The sequence below is a fragment of the Mesorhizobium sp. WSM3626 genome, from assembly GCF_000513935.1.
Taxonomy (GTDB): domain Bacteria; phylum Pseudomonadota; class Alphaproteobacteria; order Rhizobiales; family Rhizobiaceae; genus Mesorhizobium; species Mesorhizobium salmacidum.
On sequence record NZ_AZUY01000003.1, the window covers coordinates 175,520 to 198,195 of the forward strand.

Consider the following 22,676-nt stretch of genomic DNA (forward strand, 5'->3'; position numbering starts at 1 on the left):
CCGGCGGCGCGTACATCTAGATGTCGTGCTTGCGAATGTTCTTCAGCATCTTCAAAAGCGTCGCGATAAGCGCTGCGTATTCGACGTCGTCGATATCGTCGAACATGGCCTCGAACGCATCGTGCATGGCCGGCCAGGCGCGGGTGAACTCGGCTCGGCCCTCGTCGGTCAGGAACACGTGGCGGATGCGGCTGTCGGTGACGCCCTGCTCGCGCCGCACGAACCCTTGCCCCTCCAGCGTGTCCAGCGTGCGGCTCAAGGTCGACTGCTCGATGACCGTATAGACCGAGAGGTCGTTGACGGTGACGCCGTCGGCGACCGACAGCACGGCGAGCGTGCGCACCTGCGAAATCGTCAGGCCCTGCCTGCGGAAATCATCCCGCAAGGTGGCGTTGTAGCGGCCCATGATGCGGTTCATCAGATAGGGCGCGAATTGCTGCAGGCCGATCTGACCGAGGGTCGAAATGCGTTGGCGTTTTTCGGCGACCTTCTGTTCCATCACAGTTTCCCCGCCAGCAGGAAACCCGAGCCGCCGCCGAGGCCGGCACCGGGATGGGTCGAGGCACCGATATGGTAGAGCCCCTTGATGCCGGTCTGGTGGTTGCGGCTGGTCTTGAACGGCCGCCACAGGAACGACTGGTCGATAACCGAGGAGCCGCCATAGGGGTCGCCGCCGACCAGGTTGATGTTCATCGTTTCGAGATCGGCCGGCGAATAGGCGCGGCGCGCGACGATGCTGTCCTTGAAGCCGTCGATATGGCTGGCGAGGATCGCTTCGGCGCGATCGGCATAGGCCTCGCGCAGCGCCTCGGTCCATTGCCCGTCAGCCGGTGCCTGCAGCTTGCCGGCGGCGTCGCCCTTGATGTGGCGCGGCGCCTCGGGCAGTTGCAGCCACAGGATCGCCTTGCCTTCCGGGCAGCGCGACGGGTCGAGCGCATGCGGCTGGCCGACACAGATGGTCGGCACTTCGGGCAGCATGCCGCGCGCCGCCTCGTTGCAGGCCTTCGACACGCCGTCCAGTCCAGGCGTCAGATGCAGCAGCGCCACCTTGTCGAGGCCCTCGCCGCGCCAGGACGGCGGCTTGTCGAGGGCGTAGTGGATCTGGAAATTGCCTTTGCCATAGCGGTATTTCCGCGTCGCTTCGACGTCGCCCTTCGGAGCGTCCTTGCCGAGCAGGCGGCCGTAAAGCTGCGTCGGCGTGACCGAGCAGATGACGCTCTTGGTGGCGTGAACCGTTTCGCCCGAGGCCAGCCGCACGCCCGTGGCGCGACCTCCGGCCAGGAGGATGGAGGCAACGTCCGCTTCGGTGGAAATGACGCCGCCGCGCTCCTTGATGAGCGCCTCGAAAGCCGACAGCAGGTTCTGCGCCCCGCCCCTGACGATCGGCGCGCCGGCCGCCTCCAGCGCGAAGGCGATCACCTTGGCGATCTGGCCGGAAAAGGCGTCTTCGGGGCCAAGCCCGGCATGCAGCACCCACGGCGCCCAGAGCGCGCGGACTGTCTCCGACTGATACGTGCCTTCCAGCCAGCTACGCGCCGGCACCAGGGCGTCGCCGAGAAAGGCGGCAAGCCCGCGCGGACCACGCCGCCAGGCATCGCCGGCCAGCAGCTTCGCGGTCGGGTACGACCACAGGCTACCGCCCAGCAGGCCGAACAGCAGGCCGGCGTTGCGCTCGATGCCGCCGACATCTTCCGCGTGGCGGTCGCCGTCGCCAGCAGCGATCCTGTTAAGCGCGGCGATGTTGGCGGCACGGTCGGTGGTGAGCACCGCGTGGCTGCCATCGGGCCGCAGCACTCCGGTCGGCGTGCCGGTATGGCAGAATTCCAGCCCGTGCCGGGCGAGATCGGCGCCCAGTGCGGAAAAGGCCGGAGAGGTGATGAACAGAACGAAAGTCGTCGCCATCACGTCGTGGATGAAGCCGGGCGCGGTGATCTCCTCGGTGCGCATGCAGCCGCCGATGCGGTCGTTGCGCTCCAGCACGAGCACCTTGGCGCCCTTGCCGCCGAGCATCGCCGCGCAGACCAGCGCATTGATGCCGCTGCCGACGATGATGTGATCCGGGGCGTTCATTGAAGGTCGCTCCCCGCCGGGAGGCGGGGCTCATTTGCGCGGGGTAGCGTTCCTTCGCGCCCCCCTCTGTCCTGCCGGACATCTCCCCCTCTAGGGGGGAGATCGGCCGTCGTAGCGGATTTCGCCAATCTCCTACGCAGAAGAGGTGAGTGGGGCGCCAGAACTGCCAATCTCCCCCCTAGAGGGGGAGATGTCCGGCAGGACAGAGGGGGGCGCCGTAGAGCGCCAGCGCCACGCGGCCGGCGCTCTCCCTTTGTTCCCTCTGTCACTACAACATCACCTGCAACCATGATCTTCTCCCGAAGACCGCCCTCGACCTATTTGCCCGCCACCAGCGCCAGGGCGCGGATCGGGCTGCCGGTGCCGTGCTCGATCTTGAGCGGGGCCGCGATCAGGATCGCGCCTTTCGGCGGCAGCTGGTCGAGATTGCAGAGACTGGCGAGGCCGTAGCGGTTGGCCTTGTGCATCAGCGTGTGCGCCGGGAATGGCGGCTCCATGCCGCCGGCCTTGCCGGCATCGGTGCCGATGGTCTCCGAGCCCCAGCCCTTGATGTCCTTGGTGATCAGGAACTGGATGGCTTCCGCCGTCGGGCCGGGCGTGTGCGGGCCGGTCTCGTTGGCATTGAGGAATTCGGCTTCCGAGCCGTTGCGCTTGTACCAGTCGGTGCGCATCACCACCCACTCGCCGGCGTTGATCGCGCCATGCTTGGCTTCCCAGGCCTTGATGTGGTCGACGGTGAGCAGGAAATCGTGATCGGCGGCGGCTTCCTTCGAACAGTCGATGACATTGACCGGCCCGATGAAATTCTGCGCCGGAATGGTGTCGGTGGCGCCGTCCGGATAATCCTTGCCGGAGATCCAATGCTGCGGGGCGTCGAAATGCGTGCCGGAATGCTCGCCGAGCTTCAGCCAGTTCCACGCCCACCATGGACCGTTCTTGTCATAGCGGGAGATTGAGTGGATCTCGACCTTCGGCGTGTCGACGGCAAGTTCCGGCGGCAGCTTGATCAGCGGTGTGTCCGGCCCGAGCGGCGCCGTCAGGTCGACCACCTTGATGGCGCCGGAAAGAAGCTGGGCGGCGACTTCGCCGAGGAGTTTTTGGCTGTCCATGGTCTCTGTTCCCTCTGTCTGACATGATCAAGGCTCGTCTCGGCCCTTAATATCCTACTAGACGAAAACATATGCATCTGCAATTATCTTTAAGCATAAAGGATATGGGAACGGGGCGTGAGCGAGTTCGACGCCATCTTTGTCGGGGCGGGCCACAACACTCTGGCATGCGCCGCGCATCTGGCGCTCAAGGGCTGGAAAACCGGGGTTTTCGAACGCGGCGCAACAATCGGCGGCGCCGTCCAGACCCGCGAATTCACCCTCCCCGGCTTCCGCCACGATTTCGGCGCGATGAATCTGAGCCTGTTCGCCGGCTCGGCGTTCCATCGGAAATATGCAAATGAATTGAAAGCGCAGGGGCTGGAATTCGCCCCGGTCGCCGACTGTTTCGCCAGCGCCTTTCCGGATGGACGCTGGTTCGGGGTCAGCAACGATCTGGAAAAGACCGCCGGCCGCATGGCTGCCTTTTCGGCCGCCGATGCCGCGACATGGCGCAGGCTGGTTGCCGCCTTCCCGGCCGAAGCCGAGCATTTGTTCAAGCTGCTGGGCTCGCCGATGAGCGCCCGGGCGCTTGCGGGCACCGCATGGAACCTGTGGCGCAAGAAGGGTGTATCGGGCGCGCTCGACACCGGCCGGCTGCTGTTGTCTTCGCCGCGTGCCTGGCTGGAGGAAAATTTCGAGTCTCCACACATCAGGGCGACGCTCGCCACCTGGGGCATGCATCTCGACTTCGCGCCCGACACCGCCGGCGGTGCCGTGTTTCCCTATCTGGAATCGATGGCCAACCAGAGTTTTGGCATGGTGCTGGGCAAGGGCGGCGCCGATACGATCATCCGGGCACTGGCCGGCATGGTGACATCCGCCGGCGGCAGGATCGTCACCGGCGCCGAGGTGACCGAGATCACGGTCTCCGGCGGCAAGGCGACAGGTGTGCGGCTTGTTTCCGGCGAAACGCATACGGCCACCAGGGCGGTGATTGCAGGCGTGGCGCCCAAGGCGCTGTCCGGCAAGCTGCTGCCCGGCGGTTCCGGCGACGCCGGCTTCGACATGGCGATGCAGAAGTTTCGACATGCGCCGGGCACGATGATGATCCACCTGGCGCTGGACGATCTGCCGGACTGGCGCGCCGGGGCAGAGTTGCGCCAGTTCGCCTATGTGCATCTGGCGCCGTCGCTCGACCAGATGTCGCGCACCTATCAGCAGGCGGTGGCAGGCATGCTGCCGGACGAACCGGTGCTGGTCGTCGGCCAGCCGACCGCGGTCGATCCGTCGCGTGCGCCCGCGGGCAAACATGTTCTGTGGGTGCAGGTGCGCATGCTGCCCGCCGAAATCGTGGGCGACGCCTCGGCCAAGATCGCGCCAGCGCATTGGGACGAGGTCAAGGATGCCTATGCCGACCGCGTGCTCGACATCATCGAAACCCACGCGCCTGGCCTGCGCGCAAAATCCTCGATCGCGCGGTGTTTTCGCCCATCGATCTCGAGCGCGAGAACCCGAACCTCGTCGGTGGAGACCAGCTCTGCGGCAGCCATCATCTGGCGCAGAATTTCCTGTTCCGTCCGGCGCGCGGCTATGCCGGCTGGAACACGCCGGTAACCAATCTGCATCTCACCGGCGCCGCGACATGGCCCGGTGCCGGCATGGGTGCCGCCTCGGGCTTCATGCTCGCGCAACAGCTTGGCGGGAGATAGACGATTTCATGAGGGCGACGACAGGCAAGGCGCTGCTGCCGACGAAGCCGAACCAATGACCGGACGAAGCTGCGCGAAGACAATAACCAACAAGGGGAACGACCATGACAATCAACAGACGCGAATTGCTGGGATACAGTGCCGCGGCACTTGGCGTGGCCGCCGTCGGCCTGCCGAAGATCGCCAAAGCCGCCGCCGGCGAACTGACCATCGCCTACAACGTCAACCTGCCGTCCTGGGATCCGACCACCGGACCGTCCGCCGTCAACCCGACCATCCAGGGCCTCTACCAGTCGGTGTTCGATCAGTTCATCCCGCAGAAGCCTGACCTGTCCTTCGCGCCTGGCCTTTTGACGGAATGGGGCTGGAACGAGGACCGCACCAAGATCATGATGACGGTGCGCGAAGGCGTGAAATGGCATGACGGCACGCCGTTCACGCCGGAAGACGTGGTCTGGTCGCTGCAGCGGGCGGGTGACGAGAAGACCGGGAACCCGATCCAGTTCGTCTGGAAGAACGTCAGCAATTTCAAGATCGACGGCAACAAGATCACAGGCGACGTCGTGCAGTTCGACCCGGTTTATTTCAAATGGATGTCGTTCCTGACCGGCTACATCATGCCCAAGGCCTATTACGAGAAGGTCGGCGCCGAAGGGTTCGAGAAGGCGCCGATCGGTACCGGCCCCTACATGGTCGAAAAATTCGAGCGCAACGCCTTCCTGCGGCTGAAAGCCAATCCCAACTACTGGGGCGGCAAGCCCGCCTTCGAGAATGTGACGATCAAGTTCGTCACCGATGCGGCGAGCCGCGTGGCAGAGATTGAATCCGGCTCCTCGCAGGTGACGCTCGAAATCCCCTACGAGGAGTATGACCGGCTGATCGCCAAGGAGGGGCTCGCCGGCTCGATCAAGAATGTTTCCGATATCGGCATGATCTTCTTCAACGACATCGAAGCCATGCTCGACAAGAACGTGCGCCAGGCAGCCGTCATGGCGGTGGACAAGGAGCTTCTGGTCAAGCGGCTGCTGCGCGGCTATGGCCAGCCGATCGCCACGCTGGAAACACCGGAATACACGGCGTTCGACGCCTCGATCAAGGTGGAGCACAATCCGGAGAAGGCCAAGGAACTGCTGGCCGCCTCAGGCTATTCGCCGGAAAAGCCGATCAAGTTCACCATCCAGACGACCAAGGGCTTCAAGCCCAAGGACTACGAGATGATCCAGGCGATCGTCGGCATGTGGCGCAAGGTCGGCATCGAGGCGACGATCGAGGTCTACGAGATTGCCAAGCACTACGAGCTGCGCGCCGCCGACAAGCTCGCGCCCGCGGCCTTCTACAATTGGGGCAACGCCATTGGCGATCCGACCACCTCGACCGGCTTTGCCATGTATGGACCGAGCCCGCATTCGATCTGGGACAGCCAGGACCTGATCGACATGATCAACCCGCTGTGGGGAGAGAAGGACGAGGCCAAGCGCATCGCCGGCTGGAAGGCGGTCGACAAATACATCGCCGAGCAGGCCTATGTGCTGCCGCTGATGCAGTACGCACAGCCCATCGTGCATGCCAAGGGCGTCAACGTGGTGCAGCATATTTCAGGCGCGCTGCTGCCGGCGCTGATGACCCCGGCCTGAGACAGACGCCAAGGCACGCCGTCGCAAGACGGCGTGCAACTTGCGCAGGCCCTCTCATCCGGCCCTTCGGGCCACCTTCCCTCGGAGAGAAGGTGGCCGCGAAGCGTCCGGATGAAGGGGCTGCTCGTTAGAACACGCTAGGCCAACGCCAGAATGCTCCTGCAACGATTCCTGATCCGTCTTGCGACGATGCTGATCACGCTGTTCGGCGTGGCCGTCGTCGTATTCGTGGTCATCCGCGTCGCACCCGGCGACCCGATCGCCATGATGCTGCCGCCCGGCGCAACCAATGACGACATCGCCCGGCTGCGCGCGCTATACGGGCTCGACAAGACGATCGTACAGCAGTTCTTCATCTGGCTGGCCGGTGTCGCCAGGGGCGATTTCGGCACCTCGATCTCGCTGCGGCAAGATGTGCTCGGCCTCGTCTTCAACCGGCTGCCGGCGACGCTGGAGCTTGCCATCGTCGCGCTTGTCATGGCGGTGGCGATTGGCGGCACGACGGCGATCCTCGGCGCGCGCGAACGCGGTACCGCGGTCGAAGCGGGCATCGACATCGCCAGCGGTGCAGCGCTCTCCATTCCCGATTTCCTCTGGGGCCTCGTGCTGATCCTGCTGTTCGGCGTGCTGGTGCCGATCTTCGACATTTCGGGCCGCGTGTCGCCGCAACTCGACCTGCCCTTCGTCTCCCAGTTCTATTTGTTCGAGAGCCTGCTTCGGCTGCGCTTCGACCTCACCTGGGATCTCTTGAAGCACATGCTGATGCCGGCGATTGCCTTGGCGCTGCCGTTGGCGGCAATCATCTCGCAGCTGTTGAAACAGTCGCTGAAGGAAGTGCTCGACCTCGATTATGTCGTGCTGGCGCGGGTCAAAGGGTTTTCGGAAACGCAAGTCATCCTGCGCGAGGCGCTGAAGAACGCCGCCCTGCCGACACTGACGCTGGTCGGCGTGCAATTCACTTTCCTCATCGGCGGCACGGTCATCGTCGAGCGGCTGTTTTCCTATGAGGGCCTCGGCAACATGGCCATCGATGCCGTCATCAACCGCGACCTGCCGCTGATCCAGGGCATCGTGCTGGTCTTCGCGCTGCTGTTCGTGCTGATCAACCTTGCCGTCGACATGATGTATGCGCTGCTCAATCCGAGGCTGCGCCATGGATGAGGCACGCATCTCGCGACATGGCTCAGGCGCAAAGCTATGGCTGGCGGGAGGCTGGCTGCTGCTGGCGCTGCTGGCAGCGATCTTCGCCCCGCTGGTCGCCCCGCAGGATCCGCTGGCGCAGGACCTGATGCTGGAGCGGTTGCCGCCGTTCTGGCTCGATGGCGCCGAGCCTGGTTATTGGCTCGGCACCGACAGCCTCGGCCGCGACCTGCTCTCGCGCCTGATTTTTGGTGGCCGCATCGCGTTCATCGTTGCTTTCGCGGCGGCCATCGCCGCCTGCGTCGTTGGCTCAACGCTTGGGCTGATCGCTGGCTATTTCGGCGGCTGGGCGGATCGCATCATCTCGCGCATCGTCGACGTCTGGATGGCTTTCCCGCCGGTGCTGTTCGCCATTCTGCTGGTTGCCGTGCTGGGGACAGGATTAAGTTCCGTCATTCTCGCCATCGCGATCATCGACTGGACGCGCTTCTGCCGCGTGATCCGCGCCGAAGCCATGGGCCAGTCGCGCATGGACTATGTCGAGAACGCCCGCATCGCCGGCTACGGCCGCATCGGCATCATGCTGCGCGAGGTGCTGCCCAACGTGGTGCCCTCGGTCGTGGCGCTGCTGTCGCTTGAAATGGGTATCGCCGTCATCGTCGAGGCGATCCTGTCCTTCGTCATCTGTCGATCTCGACCGACGACCCGACTTGGGGCGGCATCATCGCCGAGGGCCGTCTCTCGATCCACCAGGCATGGTGGGTGCTGGTTTTCCCGCTGATCACGCTGATCCTCACAGTGCTGTCTTTCAGCCAGTTCGGCGAAGCTCTGAAGACGCGTTTCGATCCGGTGCTGCGATGAGCGCCTGTCTCGACATCGCCAATCTGAGCGCCGTGCTGGCCAACGGCCAGCGCGTGCTGCGTTCTGTTTCGCTCGCCCTGCAACCCGGCGAGGTGCGTGCCCTGGTCGGCGAAAGCGGCGCCGGCAAGACAATGATCGGCAAGGCGGTGCTCGGCGTGCTGCCATCGAGCGTGCGCATCGTCGAAGGCGATATGCGGCTCGAGGGCGAAGACCTCGGCAAACTCCAGCCCAGGGCGCGGCGCACGCTGATCGGCGCGCGCACGGCGCTGATCCCGCAGGATCCGCTGACCGCGCTCAACCCCTCGCGCCGCATCGGCCCGCAGATGACCGACCGGCTGGTGCGCATCCTCGGCTGGAGCGGCGACAAGGCCGACCGGCGTATCCGGCAATTGCTGGACGAGGTGCAGATCCGCGACCCCGACCGCGTGCTGAAGACTTATCCGCACGAACTGTCCGGTGGCATGCGCCAACGCGTGCTGATTGCCGCCGCATTCGCCGCCGAGCCACGGCTGATCGTCGCCGACGAGCCGACCACGGCGCTCGACGTCACCGTACAGAAGCAGATCCTTCGGCTGATCGGCGCGTTGCAGCGCGAGCACGGCACCGCGATCCTGTTCGTCACCCATGATCTCGGCGTCGTCGCCAAGATCAGCCAGAAAGTGTCGGTGCTCTATGCCGGCAAGGTGGTGGAAGAGGCCGAGACCGCAGCGCTGTTCGCGGCACCTCGGCACCCCTATACCCGGGCACTGATGGCTGCGACGCCGCGCTACACCGATCCCTTCGCTTCGTTGAGACCCGTGGACGAGACGGTGCTGGCCGGTCTCGCCGCCGAGATCGCGTCCGCCGACCAGGCCTGGAGGCGTCCGCATGGCTGAGCCGCTGTTTTCCGTGCGCGGACTTAAGGTTGCGCTGCCCGACATGACGCGCAAGCCGCTGATCGGCCGCGCACCGCTGGCCGAGATTCTGAAAGGCCTGGATTTCGACCTGCCCAGCGGCTCGGTGACCGGCATAGTCGGCGAATCCGGGTCCGGCAAATCGACGCTCGGCCGCACGCTGGTGCGGCTGCTGGAGCCGAGCGCCGGCAGCGTCCGTTTCGAGGGCCGTGACATCACCCATCTGCCCGAAGCGGCACTGCGGCCACTGCGCCGCGACCTGCAGATGATCTTCCAGGATCCGATGTCGTCGCTCAACCCTCGCCGCACCATTGCCAGCATCATCGCCGCACCGCTCAGGCAGAACGGGCTTGGCGACAATCTGAAAGCGCGCGTCGCGGAGGCACTGCAACGCGTCGGCCTGCCGCAAAGCTTCGCCGGCCGCTACCGCCACGAATTGTCGGGCGGCCAACGCCAGCGCGTCGGCATTGCGCGCGCGCTGGCGCTGTCGCCGAAATTCGTGCTGGCCGACGAGATCGTCTCCGGGCTCGACGTCTCGACGCAGGCCCAGATCCTCACCTTGCTGGAGAAGCTTGCCGCGGAGATGGGCCTGACAGTCGCCTTCATCAGCCACGATCTGTCGGTGATCCGGCGGCTTTGCCAACAGGTGATCGTCATGCGCGAGGGCAGCATCGTCGAAGCCAGCGCCACCGACGCCTTGTTCGACAAGCCGCGGCAGGCCTACACGCGCGATCTCATCGCAGCCATTCCGCTGCCGGAAATCGATGCGGGCTGGCTGGACATGCCTTCCACAGGCAAGGCGCCGATATGAATGCGAACGCACGCCGAGAAGCGGGCCTCGGACGTGCGACTGGAAAAGGATTAAGTCCCGCCAAATGGAGGAGGACTGACATGAAGACAACAATCGCAATTGCAACGCTCGCCGCTGCTATCCTTGGTAGTGCCGGCATGGCCTCGGCGGATTCGATCCCCGGCATGCACGGCCACGACCATACCGGCGTCACGGTTCCCGACATGAAGCAGGCGGTCGACTTCTTCACCGAGGTCGTCGGCTGCAAGAAGGCGATGTCGTTCGGACCGTTCGCCGACGACAAGGGCACCTTCATGCAGGACCTGCTCGGCGTCGATCCGAAGGCTGTCATCGAGCAGGTCACCATGGTCCGCTGCGGCTATGGATCAAACATCGAGCTGTTCAAGTACACCGCGCCCGACCAGAAGGACCTGACACCGAAGAACAGCGACATTGGCGGCTTCCACATCGCCTTCTATGTCGATGATGTCGTCGCCGCGAAAGCCTATCTCGATGGCAAGAGCGTCAAGACAAGGATGGGGCCGCTGCCGGTCAAGGAAGGGCCCGCCGCTGGCCAGACCATCCTCTATTTCCAGGCACCTTGGGGCCTGCAATTGGAAGCGATCAGTTATCCCTCTGGCATGGCTTATGAGAAGACCGCCGAGACCGTGCTGTGGAGCCCGAAGAATCCGGAGAAATGATCTCTCGCGGCGCGCCTGCAGGACGTTACGGCAAGCGCGCCACCCAGGCCGCATAATCATTTCGACATAAAACTTTAAGCTTGAAATATCCTACCTCCGGCGCGATACTGAGGCATAGCAAGCGAAGAGGAGATCGCACGGATGAAGGTTGCGGTTCTCGGCGGCGGACCAGCCGGCCTCTACTTTGCCATTTCGATGAAGCTGAGAGACGCCGCGCACGACGTGACGGTTTTCGAGCGCAATCGCGCCGACGACACGTTCGGCTGGGGCGTCGTGCTGTCGGCCGAGACGCTCGATAATCTTGCGAAGAACGATCCTGTCAGCGCCGTCTGGATCAAGAAGCATTTTGCCTATTGGGACGACATCGCCGTCATCCATGACGGCGTGCGCACGGTCTCGTCAGGCCACGGCTTCTGCGGCATCGGCCGCAAGCGGCTGTTGATCCTGCTGCAGCGCCGCGCGCGCGAACTCAGCGTCAAGCTGATGTTCGAAACCGACATCGCCGACCCAAAACCCTATATGGAAACGCATGACCTGGTCGTCGCCGCCGACGGGTTGAACTCCAGGGCGCGCAACAGCTTCATCGATATCTTCAAGCCCGACATCGATACGCGCAAATGCAAGTTCGTCTGGCTCGGCACCAACCAGAAATTCGACGACGCCTTCACCTTTATCTTCGAGAAGACCGAGCATGGCTGGGTGTGGGCGCACGCCTATCAGTTCGACAGCGATACCGCGACCTTCATCGTCGAGTGCAGCGAACAGACCTGGGCCGACTTCGGCTTCGGCGCGATGTCGCAGCAGGAGTCCATCGCGGTGTGCGAGCGCATCTTTGCCAAACATCTTGGCGACCACGCGCTGATGACCAACGCCAACCACATCAGGGGCTCGGCCTGGATCAATTTCCCGCGCGTGCTTTGCGAGCGCTGGTCCTACAGGAATCTGGCGCTGATGGGCGACGCCGCGGCCTCGGCGCATTTCTCGATCGGCTCCGGCACCAAACTCGCCTTGGAGAGTGCGGTGGCGCTGGCCGACTATGTCGAGACCGAGCCGGACCTCGAGGCCGCCTTCCGCAAATATGAGGACGCCCGCCGCACCGAAGTGCTGAAGCTGCAGTCGGCGGCGCGCAATTCTCTGGAATGGTTCGAGGAGGTCGAGCGCTATCTCGGCCTCGATCCGGTGCAGTTCAACTATTCGCTTTTGACCCGTTCGCAACGCATCAGCCACGAGAATCTGCGGCTGCGCGATGCCGAGTGGCTGGGCGGCGCGGAAGAGTGGTTCCAGCGGCAGGCCGGTGCCGGCGGCGATAGGCTGCGCCGGGCGCCGATGTTCGCGCCCTTCAAGCTGCGCGACATGGTGCTCAACAACCGCGTCGTCGTTTCGCCGATGGCGCAGTACAAGGCCGTCGACGGCCGCCCGACCGACTGGCATTTCACCCATTATGCCGAGCGGGCGAAGGGCGGTGCGGGACTCGTCTATATCGAGATGACCTGCGTCAGCCCGGAAGGGCGCATCACGCCCGGCTGCCCCGGCTTCTACGCGCCCGAACATGAGGTGGCGTGGAAGCGACTGGTCGATTTCGTCCATACCGAAACCGAAGCGAAGATCTGTGCCCAGATCGGCCATTCCGGCGCCAAGGGTTCGACCCGCGTCGGTTGGGAAGGCACCGACGTGCCGCTGGCCTCGGGCAACTGGCCTGTCATGGCGGCATCGGCCGTCGCCTGGTCGCCTGAGAACCAGGTGCCGAAGGCGATGGACCGCGCCGACATGGATTTGGTGCGCGATCAATTCGTGGCCTCGGCCGAAATGGCCGATCGCTGCTGCTTCGACATGCTCGAGATCCACGCCGCGCACGGCTATCTCTTGTCGTCGTTCATCACGCCGGTCACCAACCAGCGCACGGACGCCTATGGCGGCTCACTGGAAAACCGCATGCGTTATCCCCTGGAAATCTTCCACGCGGTGCGCGCCGCCTGGCCCGCGGAAAAACCGATCTCGATGCGCATTTCGGCCAATGACTGGGTCGGCATCGAAGGCGTGACGCCGGCGGACGCCGTCGAGATCGCGCGGATGCTGCACGAGGCCGGCGTCGACATTTGCGATGTTTCGGCCGGCCAGACGTCGGTTGCCGCCAAGCCGGTCTATGGTCGCATGTTCCAGACGCCGTTCTCCGACCGTATCCGCAACGAGGTCGGCATGGCGACGATGGCGGTCGGCAACATCTACGAGCCCGACCATGTCAATTCGATCCTGATGGCCGGCCGCGCCGATCTGGTGGCGCTGGCACGGCCGCATCTCGCCGATCCCTACTGGATGCTGCATGCGGCGGTGACGCTCGGCGACCGTGGCGTCAAATGGCCGGATCCCTATCTGCCCGGGCGCGATCAGCTCTACCGGCTGGCCGAGCGTGACGCCGCTGCGGGGCTGAAAGTATGACGGCCGCGACAACGATTCCCGGCAAGCACGCGCTGGTCACCGGCGGCGGATCCGGCGTCGGCCGGGCCATCGCGCTCACTTTGGCCGCGGCTGGTATCGACGTGACCATTTGTGGGCGCAGCGAAGCTGAGCTCACCAAGGTTGCCGGCGAAAACGGCCGCATCCATGGCATCGTCGCAGACGTCACCAGCGAGGCGGCGATGGCGGCGCTTTACGAGATGGCGGAGGCCGCGCGCGGACCATTCAACATCGTCGTTGCCAATGCCGGCATGGCCGGCAGCACGCCGGCGCACAAGACCACGCTTGCCGACTGGCAGCGAACGCTCGACGTCAATCTGACCGGGGCGTTCCTGACGGTGAGACCGGCGCTGGCCGGCATGGCCGCGCGCAAGGCAGGCCGCATCGTCTTCATCGCCTCCACCGCCGGATTGAAAGGCTATCCCTATGTTGCGCCTTATGTGGCGGCCAAACATGGCGTCGTCGGCCTGATGCGGGCGCTGGCCGCAGAGACGGCGAAATCCGGCGTCACCGTCAATGCGGTGTGTCCGGGCTTCGTCGAGACCGACATGTTGGAGGAATCCATCCAGCGCATCGTCGAAAAGACCGGCCGCTCGGCCGGCGAGGCGCGAGCCAGCCTCGTCTCGACCAACCCGCAAGGCCGCTTCATCCAGCCGCAAGAAATTGCCGAAGCCGTGCTGTGGTTGTGCGGCGACGCGGCGGCGTCGATCACCGGACAGGCGATTTCGATCTCGGGAGGTGAAACATGGTAGCCGGCCCCCTGCCCGTGCCATCGGGACCCGGCAAGGACCGGTTGCGTCTTTGGATAAGGCTGCTGCGGGCTTCACGCACGATCGAGGCCGAATTGCGCGAGCGCCTGAAGAAGGAATTCGACACGACGCTGCCGCGTTTCGACGTCATGGCAGCGCTTTACCGGGCGCCGGAAGGCATGCTGATGAGCGACCTGTCGCGCTTCCTGCTGGTGTCCAACGGCAATGTCACCGGCATTGTCGACCGGCTGGTGTCGGAAGGACTTGTCGCCCGGGCCCGCCGCAATGGCGACCGCCGTACCTCGATGGTGCGGTTGACCGAGGAAGGCACGAAGTCCTTTGCCACCATCGCCGCGGCGCATGAGGGCTGGATCGGCGAATTGCTGGGCAAGGTCAGCGAGGAGGATGCGCACCGACTGACCGGCATGCTGACCTCGTTCCGCAGCAACTGGGAGGGACGCGAATGACTGCAATGGCCGGCCTCAAGCCGAAGCATTTCCTGTGGGAAGTCGAGGGCCGGATCGCCAGGGTCCGGCTCGACCGGCCGGAGCGCAAGAACCCGCTGACCTTCGATAGCTATGCCGAGCTGCGCGACACGTTCCGCGATCTCGTCTATGCCGAGGACGTCGACGCCGTGGTGTTCCTCTCCAATGGCGGCAATTTCTGCTCCGGCGGCGATGTCCACGACATCATCGGTCCGCTGGTCAAGATGGACATGAAGCAGCTCTTGGCCTTCACCCGCATGACCGGCGATTTCGTCAAGGCAATGCTCAACTGCGGCAAGCCGATCATCGCGGCGGTGGACGGCGTGGCGGTTGGCGCCGGCGCCATCATCGCCATGAGCGCCGACATCCGCATCGCCACGCCGGAAGCCAAGACCGCCTTCCTGTTCACCCGCGTCGGCCTTGCCGGCTGCGACATGGGCGCCTGCGCGATCCTGCCGCGCATCATCGGCCAGGGCCGCGCCGCCGAACTGCTTTACACGGGCCGAACCATGACGGCTACGGAAGGCGAGCGCTGGGGATTCTACAACAGGCTGGTCGATGCGGCGGCTCTGGAGACCGACGCGCTGGAGATGGCGGCCCGCATCGTCTCCGGCCCGACCTTCGCCCACGGCATCACCAAGACGCAGCTCAACCAGGAATGGTCGATGGGCCTCGACCAGGCGATCGAGGCCGAGGCGCAGGCGCAGGCTATCTGCATGCAGACGCGCGATTTCGAGCGGGCGTATCTGGCTTTCGTGGCCAAGGAAAAGCCGGTGTTCGAGGGGAATTGAGGATGATCGGTTTGCGCCCAGGCACCCCCCTCTGGCCTGCCGGCCATCTCCCCCGCAAGGGGGGAGATCAGCTGATTGCGTCGCTTTCGCCAATCGCCAGCGTTGCAAGATGGGCGGGAAGATTGAAGCTGCCAATCTCCCCCCTTGCGGGGGAGATGCCCGGCAGGGCAGAGGGGGGTGCAACGGATCGCGACCAAGATCAAGGGCGCATCCATGCCTGACCGTTCCTTCCTCAACTGGCCGTTCTTCGAGGACCGGCATCGCGAGCTCGCCGAGCACCTGGACACTTGGTGCGCCAAAAACCTTCCCGTCGACCATCATGACGTCGACGCCGCCTGCCGCGAGCTGGTGGACAAGCTCGGCAAGGATGGCTGGCTGAAGCCGACGGCGCTCGATACCGACAATCCTGGACCGCTCGACGTACGCACCTTGTGCATCACGCGCGAGACGCTGGCTCGCCACGATGGGTTGGCCGACTTCGCCTTTGCCATGCAGGGGCTGGGCACCGGTGCACTCAGCCTGTTCGGGGCGCCTGACCAGCAGCAATGGCTTTCGAAGACCCGCGCCGGCAAGGCGATCTCAGCGTTTGCCCTGTCAGAACCGCGCTCTGGCTCGGATGTCGCCAATACCGAAATGACGGCGACCCGCGATGGCGACGGCTACGTTCTCACGGGCGAAAAAACCTGGATCTCCAATGGCGGCATCGCCGACCTTTATGTCGTCTTTGCCCGCACCGGAGAAGCACCGGGTGCCAAGGGGCTTTCCGCCTTCCTGGTGCCGGGCGACGCCAAGGGGCTCGGTATTGCCGAACGGCTGGAAGTGATCGCGCCGCATCCGCTGGCGCGGCTTTCGTTCGACCAGGTCCGGCTGCCTGCCTCGGCGCTGATCGGCAAGCCGGGCGACGGCTTCCGCATCGCCATGTCGGTGCTCGACGTATTCCGCTCGACGGTCGGCGCGGCGGCGCTCGGCTTTGCCCGCCGCGCGCTCGATGAAAGCATCAAGCGCGTGGCCGAGCGCAAACTGTTCGGCGCACCGATGGCCGAGTTGCAGATGGTGCAGGGCCATATCGCCGACATGGCGCTCGACGTCGATGCGGCGGCCCTTCTGGTCTATCGCGCCGCCTGGACCAAGGACATGGGCGCGGCGCGAGTGACGCGCGAGGCGGCGATGGCCAAGCTGTTCGCCACCGACAAGGCGCAGGAGGTGATCGACAAAGCGGTGCAACTGCATGGCGGCGACGGTGTCCGCAAAGGCCACATCGTCGAGAGCCTGTACCGCGAAATCCGCGCGCTGCGCATCTATGAGGGCGCATCGGACGTGCAGAAGGTGGTGATCGCGCGGCAAGTGATGGGCGCGGCCTGAACAGGTCGCATTGATAGGATTGCTTTGAGACACGGATATTGCGGACCCGATATTGGAAAGGCGGAGAGACGACATGCACGAGATCCTGCAGCCGGAAGGCTGGGCAAAACCGGTCGGCTACGCCAACGGCGTGGCGGCGCGCGGCAGGCTCGTTTTCGTCGGCGGACAGGTCGGCTGGAACGGGCAATGTCAGTTCGAGACCGACGATTTCGCCGGCCAGGTGCGGCAGACGCTCCAGAACATCGTCGCGGTGCTGGCCGAGGCCGGCGCGGAGCCACGGCACATCACCTCGATGACCTGGTATTTCACCGACAAGGCCGAATATCTCGGTAACCTCAAGGGGATCGGCGAGGCTTATCGCGAGGTGATCGGCCGGCATTTTCCGGCGATGGCCGCCATGCAGGTGGTGGCGCTGGTGGAGGACCGCGCCAAGGTGGAGATCCAGGCGACCGCCGTCGTTCCGGAATAAAGAATTCGTCTCTCCGGAATATTTTATTCGCGAAGCCCAGCCTGCCTCAGCAACGGCAGCACGTGGTCGCAAAAATAGGGCAATTCCCTGGTGTAGTTGACGAAGGATAGCGCAATGCCCTGGTAGCCGTGCGCGGCAATGGCGGCCATCTCGGCGGCAATCGTCTCCGGCGTTCCAACCAGCGGATAGGTGCCGGCGCCGCCGGCGAAACGCTGGCGATAGCGCTCATAGGCATGCGGGTCGTGCGATTGCGAGAATTCCTTCTTGCCGGCCATATGCGCATCGACCGCCTCGTGGTCGGCCAGATCGACGGCATAGCGTGTGTAGTAGGCCTGCGCCTCTTCCATGGTCGGGCGGCAGACGACATGGGCCACGGTGTAGACGCCGACCTCCCGGCCAACCTTGTCGGCCCGTTCGCCGATGTCGGCGACATGCTTGCCGGCATCGCCCATCTCGGAAAAGGTCGTGAACAGATAATCGCATCTGGCGGCGGCGAAATCGCGGCCCGGGCCGCCGAAAGCGGCGTTCATGGTCACCGGGCGCGGAACCTGCAGGCTGGCCGGCCGGCTGACCGCCTCCTTGAGGTGATAATAGGTCCCTTCATAGTCGAGCGGCTCCGCCGATGCGTAGAGCTTCTCCAGAATCTCGATCCATTCGACCGCCTGGTCGTAACCCTTCTCGACCAGCGGCGTGCCGAACATGCCGAATTCCTTCGGGTTCCAGCCGCAGACGATGTTGAGGCCGGCACGGCCCTGGCTGATGTGGTCGACCGTCGCCAGCGCCTTGGCGGCATAGAGCGGGTGCACCAGCGGCACATGCACGGTCATGAACAGGCCGATGCGGTCGGTGGCCATGCTGAGCGCCGCCGCCCAGGTGAAGGTCTCGAACGACCGCTCGCGCACCTTGTTGCGGCCGCCAAAGCCGCGCCAGCGGGCGATCGGCAGCAGGAACTCCAGCCCGGCGCGGTCGGCGATCTGGGCTGCCGTCAGATTGTCCTGCCAGCTTGCCGTCCAGCGCTCCGGCACATCCGATATGGCAAGGCCGCCATCGGCATTGGTCGAGAAGACGCCAAGCTTCAGTTTGTTGGAGCCGTGCAACGGATGTGCCTTGTTCATGTCGCGACCTCCCGGCGAAGATCGCACGCTACGGCTCCGCGAAAATATTTCAAGCATGAAATAGCTTCGCCGGGCACTGGTTTGCCGATATGAATTTGGCGGGATGAAAAAGAGGATCGGCATGAGCGAGTTCCGTCAGAAGTGCATCGGCAAGAGCAGCCTTGTCGGTTCCTTCGCCGCCATTCCTCACCCCGTCGCAGTCGAGGTGATGGCGTTGTCCGGCCTCGACTTCCTCTGCATTGACTGGGAGCATGCCCAGATCTCGCGCGAGATGATCGAGAGCATGGTACGCGCCGCCGATGTGCATCGCGTGCCGGCGATGGTGCGCGTTCCCGGCCATGCGCCCGAAGCCATCCAGGCGGCATTGGACAGCGGCGCGCAAGGTGTGCTGGTGCCACGCGTCTCGACACCGGCACAGGCGGCAATGGCGGTGAAAGCATCGCGCTATCCGCCACGAGGCGAGCGCGGTGTCGGACCCGGCCGCGCGGCCGGCTATGGCTATCGCATTCCCGAATACCTGGCTGGCGCCAATGAGCGGACCGCCGTCGCGATCCAGGTCGAAACCGTCGAAGGGTTGGCCAACATCGACGCGATCGCCGCGGTGGAGGGCGTCGACGTGGTCTTCGTCGGACCCGGCGATCTCTCCGTGTCGATCGATGCGATCGGACCGAAGGGCGCCGAGAAGCTCGCGGATGCGATCCGCAGGATCATCGGCGTGACGATCGCGCACGACAAGACCTCCGGCATATTTTGCGCCAGCCCGCAGACCGTCGGCCAATGGGCAGCCGTCGGCGCCAGCTTTTTCGTGCTGGCCAGCGACACGATGTTTCTCGGTGCGGGCGCCGCGGCCAATTATGCCGCCGCCCGGGCCGAACTGGCGCGGGAAGACCCGCGCTAGCGCCCCAGTCGAGTATGCCGAGCACTTTTTTTAAGCTTAAAACTTTTGTCTTGAAAAGCGCGGCACTTTGGATAAGCATTCAGGATCAACGGCCGCCGTCGGGCTGGAAGGTTTCCGGGCATTTCATCATTCTGCTCCGGGTAGGAGGGGTTTCAGTCCTTGTCGTTTGTACTGCCCCAGTCATCGTCCAGCGCACGCTACGCTTGCGATGCGTGCGCCCAGGAACCCGCACACCGAAACCATCGCCAACCTTGCCGCGCGCGTGAACACGCATGCGATCGCGACCAGATCGCGTCCGCGCTCGAGCGCATGGTCGCCACCATGAATTGACGGCCCGCTGGGAGGCGGGACGGCAACAAACCGTGCGGGGCAGCCCGCCCGATCAACAACCAGAGGGAACAACCCCAGAGGGACCACCAATGAACCTGACCCGTCGCAATCTCATCCTTTTCGCCGCGGCAATCGGCATCGCCGCCGGACCGGCAACCGCCTATGCCGCCGATGTGCTCAATGTCGGCGCCTACCCGACCAACCCGCCCTTCGAATACAAGAACGAGAGCGGCACGTTCGAGGGTTTTGAGGTCGACATCGTCAACGAGGCGGCCAAGCGCGTCGGCATGACCACCGACATCGCCGATCTCGGCTTCCAGGCGCTGTTCGCCGCGACCACCTCCAAGCGCATCGACGTCGCCATCTCCTCGATCACGATCACGCCGGAGCGGCTGAAGTCGCAGTCGTTCACTCAGCCCTACTATGATTCCGACATGGGCATCGCCACTAAGACCGACAGCGCGGTCAACACCGAGGCGGACCTCAAGGGCAAGATCGTCGGCGTGCTCTCGGGCTCGACCGGCGAGACCTGGGTCAAGGCGCACCAGGAAGCCGACGGCTTCAGCGACGTGAAGGGCTATGACACGCAGCAGAACCTGCTGCTCGACCTCAGCGCCGGCCGTGTCGACGCCGCCGTCAGCGACATTCCCGGCATGGAATATTCCTTCACCAAGATGAAGGACCTGAAGGTCAAGCAGCGCATCAAGACCGGCGAGCAGTACGGCCTGATGATGACCAAGGATCATCCGTTGGTCGGCAAGCTCAACGACGCGCTGACGGCGATGAAGAAGGACGGCGCGCTGGCCGCGATCCACAAGAAGTGGTTCGGCAGCGACGCGCCGGCCGATTCCTCGACCGTCAAGGAAATGCCGCTGCCCAAGGCCTGAGCGCCGGCCGACAGGACGAAAGGCGTGCCGGCTCCAAAGGGGTCGGCACCTCCCGTTTTCACGCATAACCTTCCCGGGACCAGCATCCGTTCGGCAAAGCCGATCTTGATATTCCGGGTTGGGCCCTGGCGTCAGATGACGCAACACCATTCGGGAATGCCCTGATGTCGCTGATCGACACTTTCTTCAACGCCGATGTCATCGCGTCGAGCCTGCCGGCGCTGCTGCGCGGCTTCCTGAACACGCTGCTGCTGGGCCTGCTCAGCATCGGCATCGGCATTCCCATCGGCCTGGTGATCAGCCTTTTGCGGCTCTATGCGCCGAAGCCGCTGCGCTGGCTGGCGGTTGGCTACACCGACGTCTTCCGCGCCTTGCCGGTTCTCGTCGTGCTGATCCTGATCTACTATGCGCTGCCTTTCCTCGGCATTCGCCTGTCGTCCTGGGCGTCGGCGGTGACCGCGTTCGCCATCATCATGTCGGCCTATTCGGCCGAAGTGTTCCGGTCCGGCATAGAGAGCATTCCGCGCGGTCAGTTCGAGGCGTCGCAGGCGCTTGGCCTGCCGTTCCTTTTGACCTTGCGCAAGGTGGTGCTGCCGCAGGCGGTGCGCGTCGTCATCCCGCCGATGACCAGCAACTGCGTCTCGATGTTCAAGGACACTTCGCTGGCCTCCACCGTGGCCCTGCCGGAACTGCTCAAGGAAGCGACCAACGCACAGTCACTCTACGCCAATCCCTCGCCGCTGATCGGCGCGGCGCTCGTCTATCTCATCTTTCTTTGGCCGATGGTTCGTCTCGTCAGCCTGCTTGAAGCCCGCTTCAAGGACGAGAAAGCCCGCTAGAGCGGTTCAGTGTTTGTTGGAATCCCCGAACCGCCCCAACTCTTTGTTTTCACGCAATTCCGGACGGAAAACCGCTACGCACTTTTCCTGGAATTGCTCTAGCCACCCACCACCCCGCAAGCACTTCGCAGGAGATATTCTTGAGCAATCCCCAGGCCACCGGCGGCTTCCCCGTCGACACCATCCGCGCCATGTTTCCTGCCCTGCAACGGGCCGGCGATTTCATTTTCATGGACAATGCCGCCGGCGCGCAGATCCCGCAGAGCGTGCTCGACGCGGTGACCAACCACCTGGTCTCGCACAATGTCCAGCGCGGCGGCCGCTATGGCCGCAGCGTCACCGTCGACCAGTCGGTCGCCGACGCTCGGACAAGCGTCGCCTTGCTGATCAATGCCTACAGCCCGGCGGAAATCTGCTTCGGCATGAACGCCACCTCCTTCATCCGCCTAGTCAGCCTCGGCATCGGCCAGATGCTGCAAGAGCGCGATGAGATCGTCATCACCGACATGGACCATGATGCCAACATCGCCACCTGGCTGGCGCTGGAATCCGCGGGCGCCAAGTTCAAGTGGTGGCGCATGCGCGAGGACGGAAATCTGCATGTCGACGATTTGCGTCCGCTGGTCTCCGACCGCACCCGTCTTGTCGCTTGCACGGTCACCGCACACTCGATCGGTTCGATCGTGGACGTCGCATCCGTCGCGAAAATCGCGCATGCCGCCGGCGGCGAAGTGTTTCTCGACTGCGTGCATTACGGACCGCACGGACTGATCGACGTGCAAGCCTGGGACTGCGACTATCTCGTCTGCTCCGGCTACAAGAACTTTTCGCCGCATATGGGCTTCCTGTGGGGCCGCTTCGAAACGCTGAAACGCTTGCCGACCTTCCGCGAGGATTTCATCCCGGACGAGCCGCCCTACAAGGTCGAGGCCGGCACCTTCATCTATGAGAACGTGTCGGGCATGGATGCCGCCGTACAGTATCTGGAACTGATCGGCCGCAATCTCGCGCCGTCCAACAACCGCTCGCGGCGCGAGAACATCGTCGCCGGCATGGGCGCCATCCGCGACTATGAGCTGGTGCTGGCGCGCGAGATGATGGGCGTGCTGAAGGGTTGCGGCGCGACCATCTACGGCGTCGCCGACGAAGCCCGCATCAACGAGCGCGTGCCGACCTTCTGCTTCAACATCGGCAAGCTGTCGCCACAGCGGGTCGTCGAGGAAATGGCCGAGATGCAGATCGGCATCCGCGACGGCCACATGTACGCACCGCGGCTGATGAAGCGGCTCAACCTGTCGATGGACAGCGGCGCCATCCGCGCCTCGCTGGTGCACTACAACACGGTCGAGGAGATCCACAAGTTCGGCGAGGCGCTGCGGGCAATCATTGCGAAGTTGTCGTGATCTCG

Annotated in this window: 19 protein-coding genes and 2 pseudogenes; 17 read left to right on the forward strand and 4 right to left on the reverse strand. The window is 64.3% G+C overall.

Annotated features, from left to right (window positions below; translation table 11 throughout):
* Positions 1 to 16 precede the first annotated feature (16 nt).
* The 3 genes from M653_RS0103895 to M653_RS0103905 form a co-directional block, all read right to left on the reverse strand.
* Positions 17 to 499 (reverse strand): MarR family transcriptional regulator, encoded by a 483-nt coding sequence (locus M653_RS0103895; protein ID WP_027142116.1) that lies wholly within the window; start codon positions 497 to 499, stop codon positions 17 to 19.
* Complete coding sequence (locus tag M653_RS0103900) at positions 499 to 2,070, reverse strand: NAD(P)/FAD-dependent oxidoreductase (protein ID WP_027142117.1); 1,572 nt, start codon at positions 2,068 to 2,070, stop codon at positions 499 to 501. The genes M653_RS0103895 and M653_RS0103900 overlap by 1 nt, the downstream gene beginning before the upstream one ends.
* Before the next feature lie 317 nt (positions 2,071 to 2,387).
* Entirely contained in the window at positions 2,388 to 3,179 is a 792-nt protein-coding gene (locus M653_RS0103905) for a cyclase family protein (RefSeq protein ID WP_027142118.1), read from the reverse strand.
* Positions 3,180 to 3,296: 117 nt separating this feature from the next.
* Between M653_RS0103905 and M653_RS1000000134285 the strand changes: the two are divergent.
* From M653_RS1000000134285 to M653_RS0103970, 13 genes and pseudogenes are all read left to right on the forward strand, one after another.
* Positions 3,297 to 4,870 (forward strand): annotated as a pseudogene (locus M653_RS1000000134285) (NAD(P)/FAD-dependent oxidoreductase).
* Between the two features lie 104 nt (positions 4,871 to 4,974).
* The gene (locus tag M653_RS0103915) at positions 4,975 to 6,504 is read left to right on the forward strand and encodes an ABC transporter substrate-binding protein (RefSeq protein WP_027142119.1); all 1,530 of its coding nucleotides are present in this window, start codon (positions 4,975 to 4,977) and stop codon (positions 6,502 to 6,504) included.
* A gap of 153 nt (positions 6,505 to 6,657) precedes the next feature.
* Entirely contained in the window at positions 6,658 to 7,665 is a 1,008-nt protein-coding gene (locus M653_RS0103920) for an ABC transporter permease (protein ID WP_027142120.1), read from the forward strand.
* A pseudogene (locus M653_RS1000000134290) lies at positions 7,658 to 8,505 on the forward strand (ABC transporter permease). Before M653_RS0103920 ends, M653_RS1000000134290 begins: the two are co-directional and overlap by 8 nt.
* Positions 8,502 to 9,380, forward strand: a complete 879-nt coding sequence (locus tag M653_RS0103930; protein WP_027142121.1) for an ABC transporter ATP-binding protein — start codon at positions 8,502 to 8,504, stop codon at positions 9,378 to 9,380. The pseudogene M653_RS1000000134290 and the gene M653_RS0103930 overlap by 4 nt, the downstream one beginning before the upstream one ends.
* Positions 9,373 to 10,209, forward strand: coding sequence for an ATP-binding cassette domain-containing protein (locus M653_RS0103935; protein WP_027142122.1), 837 nt, complete (start codon positions 9,373 to 9,375; stop codon positions 10,207 to 10,209). The genes M653_RS0103930 and M653_RS0103935 overlap by 8 nt, the downstream gene beginning before the upstream one ends.
* A gap of 80 nt (positions 10,210 to 10,289) precedes the next feature.
* Positions 10,290 to 10,889: a VOC family protein gene (locus tag M653_RS0103940; RefSeq protein ID WP_027142123.1), complete on the forward strand. Its 600-nt coding sequence runs from the start codon at positions 10,290 to 10,292 to the stop codon at positions 10,887 to 10,889.
* 141 nt (positions 10,890 to 11,030) lie between these two features.
* Complete coding sequence (locus M653_RS0103945; RefSeq protein ID WP_027142124.1) at positions 11,031 to 13,325, forward strand: bifunctional salicylyl-CoA 5-hydroxylase/oxidoreductase; 2,295 nt, start codon at positions 11,031 to 11,033, stop codon at positions 13,323 to 13,325.
* Positions 13,322 to 14,095 (forward strand): SDR family NAD(P)-dependent oxidoreductase, encoded by a 774-nt coding sequence (locus tag M653_RS0103950; RefSeq protein WP_027142125.1) that lies wholly within the window; start codon positions 13,322 to 13,324, stop codon positions 14,093 to 14,095. Before M653_RS0103945 ends, M653_RS0103950 begins: the two co-directional genes overlap by 4 nt.
* The gene (locus M653_RS0103955) at positions 14,089 to 14,559 is read left to right on the forward strand and encodes a MarR family transcriptional regulator (protein ID WP_027142126.1); all 471 of its coding nucleotides are present in this window, start codon (positions 14,089 to 14,091) and stop codon (positions 14,557 to 14,559) included. Before M653_RS0103950 ends, M653_RS0103955 begins: the two co-directional genes overlap by 7 nt.
* Complete coding sequence (locus M653_RS0103960; RefSeq protein WP_027142127.1) at positions 14,556 to 15,368, forward strand: enoyl-CoA hydratase family protein; 813 nt, start codon at positions 14,556 to 14,558, stop codon at positions 15,366 to 15,368. Before M653_RS0103955 ends, M653_RS0103960 begins: the two co-directional genes overlap by 4 nt.
* Positions 15,369 to 15,581: 213 nt before the next feature.
* Positions 15,582 to 16,730 (forward strand): acyl-CoA dehydrogenase family protein, encoded by a 1,149-nt coding sequence (locus M653_RS0103965; RefSeq protein WP_027142128.1) that lies wholly within the window; start codon positions 15,582 to 15,584, stop codon positions 16,728 to 16,730.
* A gap of 73 nt (positions 16,731 to 16,803) precedes the next feature.
* Entirely contained in the window at positions 16,804 to 17,199 is a 396-nt protein-coding gene (locus tag M653_RS0103970; RefSeq protein WP_027142129.1) for a RidA family protein, read from the forward strand.
* 23 nt (positions 17,200 to 17,222) lie between these two features.
* On the opposite strand, the gene M653_RS0103975 is transcribed toward M653_RS0103970, so the two are convergent.
* A complete protein-coding gene (locus M653_RS0103975) occupies positions 17,223 to 18,314 on the reverse strand; it encodes an LLM class flavin-dependent oxidoreductase (RefSeq protein WP_027142130.1) in 1,092 nt (363 codons plus the stop codon).
* Positions 18,315 to 18,435: 121 nt separating this feature from the next.
* Between M653_RS0103975 and M653_RS0103980 the strand changes: the two genes are divergently transcribed.
* From M653_RS0103980 to M653_RS0103995, 4 genes are all read left to right on the forward strand, one after another.
* Positions 18,436 to 19,212, forward strand: a complete 777-nt coding sequence (locus M653_RS0103980) for an HpcH/HpaI aldolase/citrate lyase family protein (protein ID WP_027142131.1) — start codon at positions 18,436 to 18,438, stop codon at positions 19,210 to 19,212.
* 419 nt (positions 19,213 to 19,631) lie between these two features.
* A complete protein-coding gene (locus M653_RS0103985; protein WP_027142132.1) occupies positions 19,632 to 20,429 on the forward strand; it encodes an ABC transporter substrate-binding protein in 798 nt (265 codons plus the stop codon).
* 164 nt (positions 20,430 to 20,593) lie between these two features.
* Positions 20,594 to 21,268 (forward strand): amino acid ABC transporter permease, encoded by a 675-nt coding sequence (locus M653_RS0103990; protein ID WP_027142133.1) that lies wholly within the window; start codon positions 20,594 to 20,596, stop codon positions 21,266 to 21,268.
* A 140-nt stretch (positions 21,269 to 21,408) separates the two neighbouring features.
* Positions 21,409 to 22,671, forward strand: coding sequence for a cysteine desulfurase-like protein (locus M653_RS0103995; RefSeq protein ID WP_027142134.1), 1,263 nt, complete (start codon positions 21,409 to 21,411; stop codon positions 22,669 to 22,671).
* Positions 22,672 to 22,676 lie beyond the last annotated feature (5 nt).

Excerpts from the sequence above, each read along its gene's own strand:
- M653_RS0103895 (WP_027142116.1), bottom strand. The coding sequence starts at position 499 with ATGGAACAGAAGGTCGCCGAAAAACGCCAACGCATTTCGACCCTCGGT.
- M653_RS0103900 (WP_027142117.1), bottom strand. The coding sequence starts at position 2,070 with ATGAACGCCCCGGATCACATCATCGTCGGCAGCGGCATCAATGCGCTG.
- M653_RS0103905 (WP_027142118.1), bottom strand. The coding sequence starts at position 3,179 with ATGGACAGCCAAAAACTCCTCGGCGAAGTCGCCGCCCAGCTTCTTTCC.
- M653_RS0103915 (WP_027142119.1), top strand. The coding sequence starts at position 4,975 with ATGACAATCAACAGACGCGAATTGCTGGGATACAGTGCCGCGGCACTT.
- M653_RS0103920 (WP_027142120.1), top strand. The coding sequence starts at position 6,658 with ATGCTCCTGCAACGATTCCTGATCCGTCTTGCGACGATGCTGATCACG.
- M653_RS0103930 (WP_027142121.1), top strand. The coding sequence starts at position 8,502 with ATGAGCGCCTGTCTCGACATCGCCAATCTGAGCGCCGTGCTGGCCAAC.
- M653_RS0103935 (WP_027142122.1), top strand. The coding sequence starts at position 9,373 with ATGGCTGAGCCGCTGTTTTCCGTGCGCGGACTTAAGGTTGCGCTGCCC.
- M653_RS0103940 (WP_027142123.1), top strand. The coding sequence starts at position 10,290 with ATGAAGACAACAATCGCAATTGCAACGCTCGCCGCTGCTATCCTTGGT.
- M653_RS0103945 (WP_027142124.1), top strand. The coding sequence starts at position 11,031 with ATGAAGGTTGCGGTTCTCGGCGGCGGACCAGCCGGCCTCTACTTTGCC.
- M653_RS0103950 (WP_027142125.1), top strand. The coding sequence starts at position 13,322 with ATGACGGCCGCGACAACGATTCCCGGCAAGCACGCGCTGGTCACCGGC.
- M653_RS0103955 (WP_027142126.1), top strand. The coding sequence starts at position 14,089 with ATGGTAGCCGGCCCCCTGCCCGTGCCATCGGGACCCGGCAAGGACCGG.
- M653_RS0103960 (WP_027142127.1), top strand. The coding sequence starts at position 14,556 with ATGACTGCAATGGCCGGCCTCAAGCCGAAGCATTTCCTGTGGGAAGTC.
- M653_RS0103965 (WP_027142128.1), top strand. The coding sequence starts at position 15,582 with ATGCCTGACCGTTCCTTCCTCAACTGGCCGTTCTTCGAGGACCGGCAT.
- M653_RS0103970 (WP_027142129.1), top strand. The coding sequence starts at position 16,804 with ATGCACGAGATCCTGCAGCCGGAAGGCTGGGCAAAACCGGTCGGCTAC.
- M653_RS0103975 (WP_027142130.1), bottom strand. The coding sequence starts at position 18,314 with ATGAACAAGGCACATCCGTTGCACGGCTCCAACAAACTGAAGCTTGGC.
- M653_RS0103980 (WP_027142131.1), top strand. The coding sequence starts at position 18,436 with ATGAGCGAGTTCCGTCAGAAGTGCATCGGCAAGAGCAGCCTTGTCGGT.
- M653_RS0103985 (WP_027142132.1), top strand. The coding sequence starts at position 19,632 with ATGAACCTGACCCGTCGCAATCTCATCCTTTTCGCCGCGGCAATCGGC.
- M653_RS0103990 (WP_027142133.1), top strand. The coding sequence starts at position 20,594 with ATGTCGCTGATCGACACTTTCTTCAACGCCGATGTCATCGCGTCGAGC.